Origin of the sequence: Brevibacterium aurantiacum (assembly GCF_003932995.1) — a bacterium.
GTDB lineage: Bacteria > Actinomycetota > Actinomycetes > Actinomycetales > Brevibacteriaceae > Brevibacterium > Brevibacterium aurantiacum.
The window spans coordinates 3,910,129-3,924,462 of sequence record NZ_CP025333.1; the positions used below are offsets into that span (position 1 = coordinate 3,910,129).

13 protein-coding genes are annotated in these 14,334 nt (G+C 63.6%); 10 read left to right on the forward strand and 3 right to left on the reverse strand.

Going from position 1 to position 14,334, the window contains the following annotated elements:
* Positions 1–33 precede the first annotated feature (33 nt).
* On the forward strand, positions 34–615 hold the full coding sequence (locus CXR25_RS18005; RefSeq protein ID WP_101557461.1) for a GNAT family N-acetyltransferase: 582 nt from the start codon (positions 34–36) through the stop codon (positions 613–615).
* Between the two features lie 27 nt (positions 616–642).
* Here CXR25_RS18005 and CXR25_RS18010 read toward each other — a convergent pair whose 3' ends face one another.
* Both CXR25_RS18010 and CXR25_RS18015 read right to left on the reverse strand, forming a co-directional pair.
* On the reverse strand, positions 643–1,377 hold the full coding sequence (locus tag CXR25_RS18010; RefSeq protein ID WP_096178216.1) for an ABC transporter permease: 735 nt from the start codon (positions 1,375–1,377) through the stop codon (positions 643–645).
* Positions 1,374–2,159, reverse strand: a complete 786-nt coding sequence (locus tag CXR25_RS18015) for an ABC transporter ATP-binding protein (protein ID WP_114319959.1) — start codon at positions 2,157–2,159, stop codon at positions 1,374–1,376. Before CXR25_RS18015 ends, CXR25_RS18010 begins: the two co-directional genes overlap by 4 nt.
* 182 nt (positions 2,160–2,341) lie before the next feature.
* Here CXR25_RS18015 and CXR25_RS18020 point away from each other — a divergent pair, with 182 nt between their 5' ends.
* From CXR25_RS18020 to CXR25_RS18055, 8 genes are all read left to right on the forward strand, one after another.
* The gene (locus tag CXR25_RS18020; protein WP_101598076.1) at positions 2,342–3,610 is read left to right on the forward strand and encodes a pyridoxal phosphate-dependent aminotransferase; all 1,269 of its coding nucleotides are present in this window, start codon (positions 2,342–2,344) and stop codon (positions 3,608–3,610) included.
* A 23-nt stretch (positions 3,611–3,633) separates the two neighbouring features.
* A complete protein-coding gene (locus CXR25_RS18025) occupies positions 3,634–5,532 on the forward strand; it encodes a helix-turn-helix domain-containing protein (RefSeq protein ID WP_125240845.1) in 1,899 nt (632 codons plus the stop codon).
* Between the two features lie 186 nt (positions 5,533–5,718).
* Positions 5,719–7,023, forward strand: a complete 1,305-nt coding sequence (locus tag CXR25_RS18030; RefSeq protein WP_257944406.1) for a hydroxymethylglutaryl-CoA reductase, degradative — start codon at positions 5,719–5,721, stop codon at positions 7,021–7,023.
* On the forward strand, positions 7,020–7,955 hold the full coding sequence (locus CXR25_RS18035) for a hydroxymethylglutaryl-CoA lyase (protein ID WP_226824091.1): 936 nt from the start codon (positions 7,020–7,022) through the stop codon (positions 7,953–7,955). Before CXR25_RS18030 ends, CXR25_RS18035 begins: the two co-directional genes overlap by 4 nt.
* 46 nt (positions 7,956–8,001) lie before the next feature.
* Positions 8,002–8,415: a hypothetical protein gene (locus CXR25_RS18040; RefSeq protein WP_096157789.1), complete on the forward strand. Its 414-nt coding sequence runs from the start codon at positions 8,002–8,004 to the stop codon at positions 8,413–8,415.
* Positions 8,412–9,797, forward strand: a complete 1,386-nt coding sequence (locus CXR25_RS18045; RefSeq protein WP_096157790.1) for a tripartite tricarboxylate transporter permease — start codon at positions 8,412–8,414, stop codon at positions 9,795–9,797. The genes CXR25_RS18040 and CXR25_RS18045 overlap by 4 nt, the downstream gene beginning before the upstream one ends.
* Before the next feature lie 227 nt (positions 9,798–10,024).
* Positions 10,025–10,933 carry a sulfite exporter TauE/SafE family protein gene (locus CXR25_RS18050; RefSeq protein WP_069601129.1) on the forward strand — a complete coding sequence of 303 codons (909 nt, stop codon included), beginning with the start codon at positions 10,025–10,027 and terminating at the stop codon, positions 10,931–10,933.
* A gap of 83 nt (positions 10,934–11,016) precedes the next feature.
* On the forward strand, positions 11,017–11,475 hold the full coding sequence (locus CXR25_RS18055; protein WP_069601130.1) for an RrF2 family transcriptional regulator: 459 nt from the start codon (positions 11,017–11,019) through the stop codon (positions 11,473–11,475).
* Between the two features lie 41 nt (positions 11,476–11,516).
* Here CXR25_RS18055 and CXR25_RS18060 read toward each other — a convergent pair whose 3' ends face one another.
* A complete protein-coding gene (locus CXR25_RS18060) occupies positions 11,517–12,536 on the reverse strand; it encodes a LysR family transcriptional regulator (protein WP_125240846.1) in 1,020 nt (339 codons plus the stop codon).
* Positions 12,537–12,627: 91 nt separating this feature from the next.
* Between CXR25_RS18060 and CXR25_RS18065 the strand changes: the two genes are divergently transcribed.
* Positions 12,628–14,175 carry an aminotransferase class I/II-fold pyridoxal phosphate-dependent enzyme gene (locus CXR25_RS18065; RefSeq protein ID WP_226829854.1) on the forward strand — a complete coding sequence of 516 codons (1,548 nt, stop codon included), beginning with the start codon at positions 12,628–12,630 and terminating at the stop codon, positions 14,173–14,175.
* Positions 14,176–14,334: the final 159 nt, after the last annotated feature.

Consider the following 14,334-nt stretch of genomic DNA (forward strand, 5'->3'; position numbering starts at 1 on the left):
CACACCGCTGTGACTCGTGATTGCGTTACTCATATGAATTCGCCGGAGCTGCCACTGCCGCTGTCCACCAACCGACTCAATCTGCGTGCATATCGAGAATCCGACGCCGAGGCGCTGCTGCCCATCTACTCCCGCGAAGACGTCGCGCGATTCCTCCTCTGCGAGCCTTGGACCGCCGAGGTGGCGCGAACAGAGGTGTCCAAGCGTATTCCGAGAACCGGCCTGGGCACTGAGGCTCGCGCACTCGCGCTGGTCATCGAAACTGCGGACGGGCTCGAGGGCATCGAGGGCTCGGTCGTCATCGGCGACATCGCGATCTGGTTCGATGGCGAGTCATCGGAGAAGGCCGAGATCGGCTGGGTTCTCAACCCTGCGGCCGGCGGCCATGGATTCGCCTCTGAAGCGGCCACTGCCATGCTCAATATCGGCTTCGACCACTACGGACTCAATCGGGTCGTTGCACAGATGGATGCCCGGAACACCGCCTCGGCGAAGCTGGCCACCCGCATCGGCATGCAGCAGGAAGCTCACCTGCGCCGGGACTGGTGGTCGAAGGGCGAGTGGACTGACACCCTCATCTTCGGGATGCTGAGCAGCGACCGTCAGGTGGCGTGAGCTTCAGAGAGTGTGAGCGTGTGAGTCCTACGGCGTCCGCCGGCGCAGAGTCAGCGAACCGACGATGATGGCACCGATGATCCAGCATCCGATGAAGAGGATGCGAAGCCAGATGTACGCGGCGTCTTCGTTGCCCGTCGACACCGCCGTCAGTGCATCGATCGCATGGGAGAGCGGCAACCAGTCGCCGATCGTCTCGAGGACATCTGGCAGCTGGTCCCGAGGCAGGAAGATGCCGCCGAGAAGAATCTGTGGGAAAACGAATACCGGCATGAACTGCACAACCTGGAACTCGGTGCGAGCAAAGGCGCTGGCCAGCAATCCCAAGGCCGTACCGAGAAGCGCATCGGCTATTGCGACGGCGAAGAGCAGGAGCACCGACTCTTCGATTTCGAGTCGGCAGACCCACGTGGCATAGCCCACCGCGATCGCCGTCTGGATGACGGCGAGCAGCCCGAAAGCCAGCGTGTAGCCGAGGATGAAATCGCCGCGCCCCATCGGCATCGACAGCAGTCTCTCGAGCGTTCCGCTGCGACGTTCGCGCAGCGTGGCGATGCTCGTGACGAGGAACATAACGATGAAAGGGAAGAGCGCAAGCATCGCGGGTCCGATTCGATCGAAGACCGGAGTCTCGTCGAAGATCCATGCCACAAGCCCGATGAGGAGGCTGGGCACGACAAGCAGCAGCGCAATCGTGCGCGGGTCATTGCGGATCTGCAGAAGGACGCGGCCCGCTGTGGCCAGCGTTCGCATCGGACTCACTGCGCACCCCTCGTACGCCCCTTGCCTGGAGCCGCCTTCGAGGTGGAGGTCAGAATTCTCCGCGCCGCAGCAGAATCGTAAGTGATGATGCGCAGGAACGCGTCCTCCGCGGTCGCCGCCCCCGTGGTCTCCAGGAGTTCGCTCGGTGTCGTGTCGGCGATGACCGCGCCTTCGCGCATGAGAAGCAGGCGGTCGCATAGAGTCGCCTCGTCCATGACATGACTCGAAACCAGCAGGGTCGATCCCTCGTCGGCGAGGCGGCGGAAAATGTTCCAGAGATCCGACCTCAGCACAGGATCGAGGCCGACCGTAGGCTCGTCGAGGACGAGCACATCGGGCGACCCGAGCATCGCGGCCGCCAACGACACACGATTCGCCTGACCGCCTGAAAGCGTTCTGGCCAATTGATCGGCCTGCCCGCCGAGGTCGGTACGGTCGATGACCCGATCGACATCGGACTTAGGTGCCCCCTGGATGCGCGCGAAGTAGCGCAGGTTCTGCCGTACCGAGAGATCTTCATAAATGCTGGCCAGCTGCGTCATATAGCCGACCCGATGCCGCAGCGACGCGGCTCCCGCAGGCTGACCCATGACGCTGACCGTGCCGCTCTTGACCACCTGGACGCCGACGATGGCCCGCATGAGCGTCGTCTTCCCGCTGCCGCTGGGCCCCAGCAGGCCAACGATCGCACCACGCGGGACCTCAAGGTCGAGACGGTCGATGACGATGTTGGAACCCCGGCGGATGCGCAGACTTCGCGTCTGGATCGCGATGCTTGTCATACTGTGAATGAGACCCCCGATGATCGGGCACGTCAAGTGACTTGGTCCACCAAAGGTCTGGTGAATAGTCCGCTCGCCCGGGCAAAGGTTCACGAAACGGGCCTCTGATTGGTCAGAACCACCTCGGCGAGGGTCATAACGTGGAGATAGCAAACGTCGTCTGAAAGGTTTTCACGGTTCACATGTACAGGCAGTCGTCGAAATTGGCCAACGTCCTCTACGACATTCGGGGACCCGTCCTCGAAGAGGCCGAGGCGATGGAGGCCAAGGGCCACACCATCCTCAAGCTCAACATCGGCAACCCTGCACCCTTCGGATTCGAAGCCCCCGAGGCGATCGTGCACGACATGGTCAAGCAGCTTCCCGTTGCGCAGGGCTATTCCGATTCGCGCGGGATCCTCTCCGGACGCCGGGCCGTGGTCCAGTATTACGAGACTCGTGGCATCCACAATCTGGACACCTCCGAGGTGTTCCTGGGCAACGGAGTCAGCGAACTCATCACCCTGTCCCTGCAGGCGCTATGCAATCCCGGCGACGAGATCCTCGTCCCCAGCCCCGACTATCCCCTGTGGACGGCATCGGTCGCCCTGGCCGGCGGCACCCCCAAGCACTACCTGTGCGACGAAGCCACCGCCTGGCAGCCCGACCTCGAGGATCTCGAATCGAAGATCACCGAGAACACCCGCGGCATCGTCGTCATCAACCCGAACAATCCCACCGGCGCCGTCTACTCGCGCGAAACCTTGAAGAAGATCGTTGACATCGCCCGTCGTCACGACCTCATCGTCTTCGCCGATGAGATCTACGAAAAGATCACCTACGACGATGTCGAAATGGTCAATATGGCCACTCTCACCGGCGACGATGTCCTGTGCCTGACCTACTCGGGACTGTCCAAGGCCTACCGGATCGCCGGCTACCGCGCCGGCTGGCTGGCCATCACCGGACCGCTGTCCGAGGCCAAGAGCTACCTCGAAGGCATCAAACTCCTGGCCAATATGCGCATGTGCGCCAACGTTCCCGCCCAGCACGCAATTCAGGCAGCACTAGGCGGCAAGCAGTCGATCGAGGACCTGGTCCTGCCGCAGGGCCGCCTCGGCGCGCAGATGAACCTCGCGCACGAGGGGCTGAACTCCATCGACGGTGTCTCCGCGCACCGAGCCAGCGGTGCCCTCTACATGTTCGCGAAACTCGACGTCGACAAATTCAACATCACCGATGACGAACAGTTCGCCCTCGACCTGCTGCGCGAACAGAAGATCCTCGTCTCCCACGGCACCGCCTTCAACTGGTCGAGCCCCGACCACTTCCGACTCGTCACCCTGCCCTCCGTCGAGGTCCTGGACGAATCGATCAACCGCCTCGGCGAGTTCCTCTCCGGCTACAAGCAGAACGCACCCAGCACCTGCGAGCTGCCGACCGTTCAGGAGATGTCGCCGGCGGCGGGGTGAGCTGAGGCTGAGATAATGGCCCCATGACGGAGCGCTCGACAGGACCAGAGACCGTAGCAGTGGACTCCGTCGCACGGGCTATCAGTCTGATCGCGCGCGGCAACCCCGTCGATCGCGGCTCGTTGAAGGCAGAACTCGGGCCGCAGTCGACCCTCATCGACTCGCTTCTCGACCTGTCCACCACTATGGTTCGCTGGCGCCAGAAGGACCATGAACGCGCAGCCCTGCTCGAAAGCGCCTCAGAGCTCATCCAGGTCAGAGACACGAAGCGCCTGTTGCAGAAGCTCGTCGACAGAGCCAAGTCGTTGATCGGCTGCGACATCGCCTATCTCTCGGAATACAACCCGGAAACCGACGAGCTCAACGTCAGAGCCAGCCGCGGGGCCATTTCGCTCCAACTCCCGGCGCTGCGAGTACCACCCGGAGTTGGGCTCGCAGGCCGTGTCGTCCGCGATCGGGCTGCCCACTGGACCTCGGACTACGACCTGACTCAACTGCCGCATGAGCGGCGTGTCGACTCAGCAGTCAAGGCAGAAGGCATGGAGTCACTCCTCGGAGTGCCCATGGTCGTCGACGGTGAAGTCCTCGGCGCTCTGTTCGCGGCGAATCGCTACCCCCATGACTTCGGGGCAGATGAGATCACCTTGCTCTCTGCTCTGGCAGACCACGCTTCGGTGATTCTCAAGACCGCCCGACTCATGGGCGAACTCGCCGAAGCGGCCGCACTGTCTGCTGCCTCAGAAGAACTGGCCGCGGCCAAGGCGAGCACCTTGCAGCGCCTCGTCGAGGTCGAAGAGCAGCTGACCCAGTTGGTGCTGCAGGGCCACGGTGCAGCAGCCGTCACGAAAGTCATTGCCGAGACCCTCCGTGCCGAGGTGCTCATCGTGGACAGTTGGAGCCTTGACTCCCCCGATTTCCCAGCAGACGAGGGATTCCTCGCCGAGGCCGACGTGAGTCGAGATGACATTCTTGCGGCGTTGGACACCAGTCACCGCACCGGACGAAGCGTCCAGATCGCCCACGCCAAGCGACTCATCGCTGCCTCGGTGGCGTCGAACAGACGTCAGCACAGCGGGCTGTTCGTGCTCTTCCACAACGACCCCAAAGACGGCGACCACAGCATCGTCGCGCAGGCCGCACAGTCTTTGGCACTCATTCAGATGAACGAGCAGTCACGTGCCGACGCGGAGAACCGTGTGCGCGGCGAACTGGCCGTCGATCTGATCGCCGACACCAGAAGTCTCGACGAGTTGCGAGCGCGAGCGCGTTCCAGCAACTTCACCCTCCTCGGCCCCTGGCAGCTCATCGTGGTTCAAGCCGGCCCCAACGACTTCGACCGCATCGGTTCGTATCTGGCTCGGATCGAGCCGCGGATTCTCATGACTCAACGTTCCCCGGGCCTGACCGTGCTGCTGCCCCGTTCGGCACATCGAAGCCGAACGCAGCTGAATGAGCTGCTCACCGCCTCAGACGTCCTGCGCGAGTGCCTGGTCGTTGTCTCCGACACTGAATTTCAGCGTTCGCAGCTGCGCACCGCAGAAGACGAACTCTGGTCGTGCGTGCGTGTGCTCAACTCGCTCTCGATCACCACAGGCGTCCGCCCCACTGAGGACTTCGCTCCTTACACGGCGATGTTCGGCTCAGCCCCCGAACACGTCGGACAGTTCATGGAGCGCATGCTCGGCCCGCTGCGACAATGGGATCGGCGGCAATCGGCCGATCTGATCACCACACTGCGCACCTACTTCGAACACAGCAGCAGCGTCAGCCGCACCGCCGCTGCTCTCTCGGTTCACATCAATACCGTCAAACTGCGGCTGGAGCGCATCGATACGGTACTCGACAACGACTGGCGAGCGCCCGAATACGCGTTCCGTCTCCACGTCGCACTCCGCCTGGATCAGCTCCGGCAGAAGGACTGAACCTACCCGGGTATGAGCCAGCAGCCCTGGCCGATACGGCCATGAGCGGACAATATTACTGGCTGCAACGGCCATAGGTGTTCGAGTCCTGAAGTGTTTGACTGAACTCTGCGCGGAATTACTCTGCGCAGACGCTCTGACCGGCTCAGCTCGGCCGCTTTCGGCAGCCGCAGTCGGCAGACACAGATTCGAAGAAGACTCGACAGGAGACACACCATGGCAGAGAACAGTCGTATCGCCGACTTCCGCAATAAGTCGGTCAACGATCGTCGCACGGCAGTAGCCGAGGCAACCGGGCTCGACACCGAGGTGTTCACCCAGATCGATGCGACTGCGTTCGGCCCCGAGCAGGCCGCCAACCTGAGCGAGAACGTCTTCGGTGTCTTCTCCCTGCCGTTGGGAGTCGCCACCAACTTCACGATCAACGGCACTGATGTCCTCGTACCCATGGCCACCGAAGAGGCATCGGTCATCGCCGCAGCCAGCAACGCCGCACGGATGGCACGGCCCACAGGCGGGTTCTTCACCAGCTCGACCCAGCCGATCATGCAGGCACAGATCCAGCTCATCAATGTGGCAGACCCTCATGCCGCACGGTCCCGTATCTTCGAACGCCAGGACGAGATCATCGACCTGGCCAATGCGCAGGATCCGAAGCTCGTCGAGGTCGGCGGAGGAGTCAAGGGCCTCGATGTTCGCCTCGTCGAGGCGAAGTCGGCAACCTATGTCGTTGTCCATCTCCACGTCGACGTCCGCGATGCCATGGGAGCCAATGCGGTCAACACCATGGCAGAGGCGGTGTCGAGCAGCCTTGCGGCGATCGCCGAGGGCGACGCACTGCTGCGCATCCTGACGAACAAGGCAGATCTTCGCCTGAGCCGAGCGCGCGCCGTCTTCGACAAAGAACTCCTGGGTGGAGCCGAAGTCGTCGACAACATCCTCCACGCCTACGAGCTGGCGGCAGCCGACCCGTACCGGGCCGCCACTCACAACAAGGGCATCATGAACGGCATCTCCGCTGTCGTCCTGGCCACCGGAAATGACACTCGCGCGGTGGAAGCCGGCGCCCATTCGCATGCCCTGGTCGACGGTCGGTACACCTCACTGTCCACGTTCGAAAAGGACGCCGAAGGCAACCTCGTCGGCAACCTCGAGATGCCGATGCCCGTCGGTCTCGTGGGTGGTGCCACGAAGGTCCACCCTGCGGCCCGCACCTCCCTCCAGGTCGCCGAAGTGAGCACCGCGAAGGACCTGGCCGAAATCATCGTCGCAGCCGGTCTGGCGCAGAACCTGGCGGCGCTGCGGGTTCTGGCCACCGAAGGTGTGCAGCGCGGTCACATGTCGCTGCATGCGAAGAATCTTGCCGTGTCCGCAGGCGCCACCGCCGAAGAGGCCAAGATCATCGTGGAGAAGCTGATCGAAGAGAAGGCCTTCCGCTTCGATCGGGTTCAGGCCATCCTCGCCGATCTTCGCTCAGGTGCACAGAAATGATGGACTCACTCCCACAGGTCTTCACCCATGACGATTTTCCGACTCAGGTCAGGGTCTACGAGGTCAGTGCTCGGGACGGGCTACAGGCTGAATCTCTCACCCTGCCCGCCGAGGTTCGGGCCCAGCTCATCTCCCGACTGGCCGATTCCGGTCTGAAGTCCATCGAAGCAGGCAGCTTCGTGTCCCCTCAGGCCGTTCCGCAGATGGCTGACACCCGCTCAGTTCTCGACGAGCTCGACCTCGACTCGGACATCTCCTACCCAGTCCTCGTGCCCAACCAGCGCGGACTCGCCGATGCCATGTCCGCGGGCGCCAAGGACATCGCTGTGTTCGTCAGTGTCACGGAAGCCTTCTCTCGGGCCAACCTCGGCGACAGCCTCGAAGTGACCACGGCACGCAACCTTGACGTGGCGGCCGCGGCCACCTCGGCGGGAATGCGCGTGCGCGGTTATCTGTCCATGGTCTTCGGCGATCCCTGGGAAGGCCCGGTGGACCCACAGCGTGTGGTCACGGCATCTCATCGACTGCTGGAAGCCGGCTGCTCGTCGCTTTCGCTCGGCGATACCATCGGCACCGCCACACCTGGTCACGTCACCGCGGTTCTGCAGGCCCTGATCGACGACGGCATCCCGGTCGAGTCGATCGCGCTGCACACCCACAACACCTACGGTCAGGCGCTGGCGAACGTCTACGCCGCCCTCCAGCTGGGAGTGACCGAGTTCGACGCCTCGGCCGGTGGGGTAGGTGGCTGCCCGTTCGCAGGCTCAGCGACGGGAAACCTGGCAACTGAGGATCTCCTGTGGATGCTTGACGGTCTGGGAATCTCGACCGGAGTCAACATCCGCGCAGTCGCGGAGACGAGCCAATGGCTGAGTCAGCAACTCGGCAAGCCACTGGCGTCGGCCACCTCGGCAGCCATCGTCAATCAGTAGCACCACAGTTCACAACAGACCGTTCATCAACAGAAGGTAGGCGAAGATGCCACAGCTGCTCGAAGTCTGGAATGACACTGTCGACTCAAAACACCTTGTCGGCAGCATTGCCATCGGAATTGGGGTGGCGGTTCCCGCTTTCCTCATCTCCGACCATCTCTTCACGACCACCGGCGATCCGGAACTGGGGCATTCCTACGCTCTTCTCATCGGGATCGTCGGCTGCATCATCGGTGCCGTGATCGCCGGGATCCTGTTCAAGCCCAAGCGGGTGATCACGCAGTCAGAGGCCGATACACGGAACCGACAGGAGGTCATTGACGAAGTCGTCGAAGAGTACGGCGACCTGGGTGACCCCCGCGATCTCAAACCGGGGGTGCAGGAGGAGATCCGAGCACTCGGGCTCTTCGACGCTCTGGTCGAGAACCATGAGAACCGGGCGAAGGGTGCACAGCTGTGAGCGCGGATCTCATTGAGCCGATCCTGTGGGCGATCGGCATGGCCCTGCTGGCCGCGGTGCTCTTCACCGGAATCGGCCTCATCTCAGGCACCGACGAGACAGCGATCGTCGCACCCCTGGCACTGCTCGTCATCCTCATCGGAGTACCGCCGGCCGGCGTCATCGCCTTCTTCTTGGCAGCGATCATCGCCAAGCACATCTCTCACGCCGTGCCCACAACACTGTTGGGGATACCCGGCGACACCACCGCCGTGCCGATGCTGCGCGAAGCACAGCTGCTGCGTTCTCTCGGAGTGCCTCATATCGCCCTGCAGAAGGCCATCTCCGGCGGCGTGATCGCGGTGATCATCGCGATTCCTCTGTCGATCCTCTTCGCACTGGTCCTCACTCCGTTCGCCGAGGCCATCGGTGCCGCAGCCCCGTGGATCTTCATCGCGGCGGCCGTGCTCGTCGCGTACACGTCGAAGGGAAAGCTGGCGGCAGTCGTCGCACTGATCCCCTTCGTCCTCATCATCGTCGGGCTGCAGGCATTCATCCTCGAACAGAAGGACGCGACGTTCACAACCTCCTTCTTCCTGGGCATCGCGACCGGTCCGCTCATCTACGATCTGTTCTCTGCCCTGTCCCCCGCGGGCCGTCGGTCGATGACTCAGGCAGGCAAGCGGGAGTTCGACCTCGCGCCCGACGTCCGGCCTGCGGGTGGGGCAAAGTTACCGAACCCCTTCAAGGTCCTGGACCGAAAGCAGTTGGCCTACACGAGCGGTTCGGCCGTCATCACCAGCGCAACCTTCGTGTTCTCACCAGTCGCCATGGCGGTGCTCATGGGTGAGATCGCCGGCAGCCGAATCAAGAACGGTTTCCATCGACTGACTACGGTCGTGTCCGTCAGGAACGGAACCACCGAGTCGACCTATATCGCCGAGACACTGATCCCGCTGATCGCCATCGGCCTCCCTCTCTCGCCGATGGCCGCGGGCCCGGCAGCGCCGCTGTTCAACGCGCCGCCGGTCTACACCCTCGATGCGGAGACGGGCGAGACGAACAATCTGCACGACCTGCTGTCGACCGGTGAGTTCGCGCTCTTCTCGGTCATCGCCGCGGTCATCGCAGTTGCAGTCGCCTACCCCTTCGTGATGAGGAACGCCCACAGGGCTGCTACTTGGGTGATGAAATCGGTCTCACACGAGGCGATCATCGCCGGATTCGCCGCGCTCATCTGCGTCATCTGCCTCTACGAAGGTGGTCTGCTCGCACTCGGCGTGACCATCACTGTGGGACTGGTCGGTGGTCTGTTCAACAGAATGATCGGCATGCACGCAGGCGTCCAATTTATGGGCTACTACGTCGCCGTCCTCACGGTTCCGGCAGTTCTGGCCCTGTAAAAGGTCCCGACGGTCCGACATTGCTGGTCGCCTGGGCCAGACTCGAAGCACCGGGGTACGTCTACCTCGGTGCTTCGTTATGTCTCAAAGACCGCCCTGTCCCTGTGACGCGCAAGGTCTCGAAACGTCACAGAAATTCATAGTCTAGTAATCGGATCGACTTAGTGGGTATTGTTGGCAGCGAACGAATTGCTCAACAATCTTCAGCTTGCTGAAAGGTCACCACTATGCGCCAGCTCATCGTCCTCGGATTCGTCGGGCTTCTTGCCCAGCTCATCGACGGCTCCCTCGGCATGGCCTATGGAGTGACGTCGACGACCCTGCTGCTCGCGGCCGGGATCGCGCCGGCCACAGCATCGGCGGCGGTGCACTTCTCTGAGATCGGCACGTCTTTGGTCTCCGGCATCTCCCACCACAAGTTCGGCAACGTCGACTGGAAGACGGTCTCGATCCTCGCGATCCCCGGCTTCGTCGGTGCCTTCGCCGGCGCCACCTTCCTCACCAGCCTCAACGGTGATGCGGCCACACCGTGGATCTCGGGCATCCTGCTGGCCCTCGGAATCTATGTGATCTGGCGCTTCCTCGCCCTCGGCGGTCGACGCCCCGAGTTCAAGGGCCGGCCCGGAGTGAAGCTGCTCGTTCCCATGGGACTTGTCGGCGGAGCGCTGGACTCCATCGGCGGAGGCGGTTGGGGCCCGGTCGGGACCACCACTCTCCTGTCATCGGGGCGACTGGAACCACGCAAGGTCGTCGGGTCGATCGACACCAGCGAATTCGTCGTCGCGGTCGGCGGCTCGCTCGGGTTCCTCTTCGCGCTGGGCTCTTCAGGAATCGAATGGTCGATCGCCGGGGCGCTTCTGGTCGGCGGTGTCATCGCCGCACCCATCGCCGCCTGGCTGGTCAAGATCCTGCCCGCACGGGTGCTGGCGATCGCCGCCGGCGGCATCATCATCCTCACCAACGCACGCACGATCGCCCTGGCCCTCGGAGCATCGTCGACCACGGTCACCATCACCCTCATCGCCCTCGCAGCAGCCTGGATCGCACTCATCGTGCATGCGGTTCGCCTTGAGCGCCGCACCCGTCAGACCGAATCCCTCGCCGAGGTGGGCGCCGAAGTCACCACCGGAAGCTGAGCACCGCAGACGGCCGGTTCCCCGGCTCAAGCCGGGGTGCCGGTTCGCAGGGGTGCCGGTGAGCCCGCTGTTACTATGACGGCATGCGGGTCACCACGAAATCCGACTATGCCCTGCGGGCCCTGATCGAGATCGCCAACGTCAGCGACGGCGGCCCCATCAGCGCCGATGAGCTCGGAAAGCGACAGAACATCCCCAAGGGATTTCTCCAGGCCATCCTCGCCGACCTGCGCCGAGTCGAGATCGTGGCCTCGGTCCGCGGCAAGTCCGGCGGCTGGACACTGACGAAGCCCGCGAGCGCAACCACCATCGCCGATGTCATCCGCGCCGTCGACGGACCGCTGGTCTCCATCTACGGCCAGCGACCTGAGGCCGTCGAGTACGACGATGCCGCCGAATCCCTCCAACAGGTGTGGATCGCGGCCCGCTTCGCCCTCCGCGATGTCCTCGAGCAGGTGACCATCGAGGCTCTGGCCTCGAAGACATTGCCCGCCGAGGTGACCGAGAAGGTCGCAATCGAAGACGCTTGGAACCCCCACTGAGCAGTCACCACCAGCGCATCACCGTCGTTGCATCCGTTGCGTCACCGCCATTGCGCGGTGACGGTTCCCACGTCAGCGACCACCTCGGCGACGGCGGCATGATGGGCGGCGATGATCGGGTCGTGCCGTGTGACCTTCGCGGTCGACTCCCCCGACCGTGCGCGGGATACGAGGAGGACGTCGCGGCGGCAGGCGTCCATCGGCATCGGGATGACTTCGACCGTCGGGTCCTCGGGGACCGAGGAATCAGGGATCACTGCGACCGCCAACCCGGCCGCGATCATCCGGATGATCGCGGCGTAGTCATCCATCCGCATGCCCACCCGCGGCTCAAAGCCGGCGGCCACACAGAACGACCGAACTACCTCGTCGATGGCATCTCCGGGATCGATGCTGAACGCCCAGGTCTGGGACACCAAGGCCGTGAGATCGGGCATCCCGTGAGCATCGAAAGAGACCGGACCGACGGACTTCGGCACGCAGAGGAAGAGCTGCTCCGAATACAGGTGCTTGGCCTTCAGTGTCGACGGGATCCACGTCTTGTCGATGTCGGTGGAGACGAGCAGCGCCAGGTCGAGGTCTCCGGATTCCAGCCTGGCGACGAGCTTCGCATGCTCATCCATGGTCACATCGAGTGCCGCGGCCGTCATATCAGCAGGTGCGGGAAGAACAGTGGCCATCTCGTCAGGGGTCTGCCAGCGCGCACGCTTCTGCAGCTGGTTGTGCAGCTTCGGGATCACTCGGGCACCGACCGTGGGAACGGCCCCGATGCGAACCGGAACCGCCTGATCTTCACGCCACAGAGCCACCTCGGCGCCGAGGCGCTCGCACAGTCCCAGGATCTCCACGGCACGGGAGACGACAAGGCCGCCGACCACTGTCGGCTGCGATCCCCGCGGGCTCTTCTCGATCAAGGTCGAGCCCAGTGCCCTCTCCAGATTGCGCAGGTGATGGTTGACGGTGGGTTGGCTCCACCCCAGCGTGGTCGCCGCGGCGGCAACCGAACCGGACTCGGCGATCGCGCGCAGGGCCGAGAGACCACGGGTATCCAGAGTTTCCAATATCCTCCGACCACAAGCTCAATAGTGTGTATTCATCAGTTTAGGAAACTTGGTATTCTCCCGGCAAGGGGTCACTCCCTAACCTGGATTCATGACCGTGCATCAAGACTCCCCCATGACCTCCGCCTCAGATCATTCGGCATTCCCGGGAACTGCGAAGACCTACGCGCCCTATGCCGATGCACTGCAGGCGGCGGCCAAGCGTGACTCGCTGTTCCTGTCCACCCCCGGACACGGCGGCACCACCACGGGAATCTCCGCAGGTCAGGCCGAGTTCTTCGGCGAGCACACCCTCTCCCTGGACATCCCCCCGCTCTTCGACGGCATCGACCTCGGCGTCGACACCCCGAAGGACGAAGCCCTGCAGCTGGCCGCCGAGGCCTGGGGCGCGCGGCGCACCTGGTTCCTCACCAACGGCTCCTCGCAGGGCAACCGCATGGCAGCGCTGGCGATCGGCACCCTGGGCACGGGCGTCGTCACCCAGCGCAGCGCCCATTCGAGCTTCATCGACGGCATCGTGTTGGCTGGCCTCAACCCCGGCTTCGTCTCCCCCAACGTCGACGAGGTCAACGGCATCGCCCATGGAGTCACCCCGGATTCGCTGCGCCATGCCATCGCCGCTCACCCTGAGAAGGTCTCTGCCGTCTACCTGGTGACCCCCAGCTACTTCGGTGCAGTCGCCGACGTCAGCGCTCTGGCCGAGGTCGCCCACGAAGCCGGTGCCGCCCTCATCATCGATGCCGCATGGGGCGCCCACTTCGGCTTCCACCCCGACCTGCCGGAGTCCCCCGTGACCCTGGGCGCCGATATCGTCATCATGAGTACACACAAGCTCGCCGGCTCATTCACCCAGTCGGCCCTGCTCCACCTCGGCGACACCGAATTCGCGAACAGGCTCGAACCGGCCCTGGCCCGTGCCTTCATGATGACGGCCTCGACCAGCGAGAACGCCCACCTCATGGCATCGATCGACATTGCCCGCCGCGACCTTGTGAACTCCCAGGATGCGATTGCCGATTCGCTGGACAACATCCGCCAGATCCGTGCCCGGATCGAGGGCTCCGAGCACTATCATCTGCTGTCCGGAGACTTCATGAACCATGCCGACGTCGTCGACATCGACCCCTTCCGCCTGCCCATCGACATCACCTCGACGGGACTCGACGGCCATGCTGTGCGCAAGCGCCTGACCGAGGAGTTCGACATCTTCGCCGAGATGGCGACGGCCACGACGATCGTCGCCCTCATCGGCATCGGCAAGTCCCCCGACCTCGGCCGACTCTTCGACGCACTCGACCAGATCCGTGCCGAGAACTCCGGGACGCCCGGTGCAGGTACGGCCGAGTCTGCGACGAGAGCCTCGGGCATCCCCGCGCTGCCGAACGCCGGAGAGTTGGTTGCCCTGCCGCGCGATGCCTACTTCGCAGAATCCGAACTCGTCCCCGCCGCCGAGGCGATCGGACGGACCAGCGTCAGCTCGCTGGCCGCGTACCCACCCGGAATCCCGAATGTCCTCCCCGGTGAGAGGATCACTGCAGAGACCGTCGAGTTCCTACAGGCCGTCGCTGCCAGCCCATCGGGACACGTCCGCGGCGGCGTCGATGCGACCCTGAGCACGTTCCGCGTCCTCAAGGACTGACTGCTGCCGTCGGGCCTGACGGCTGTCGCCGTGCCCGACGGGATTCGACCGGGCCTGGCAGACTGGTTGATTGTTCAAATAACGATACTGAATGCACAAAGCCTTCTTGTCGGCTACAGTCGCCGCTGAGGATAGATCTCTCACAGAATGCCCTTCCCC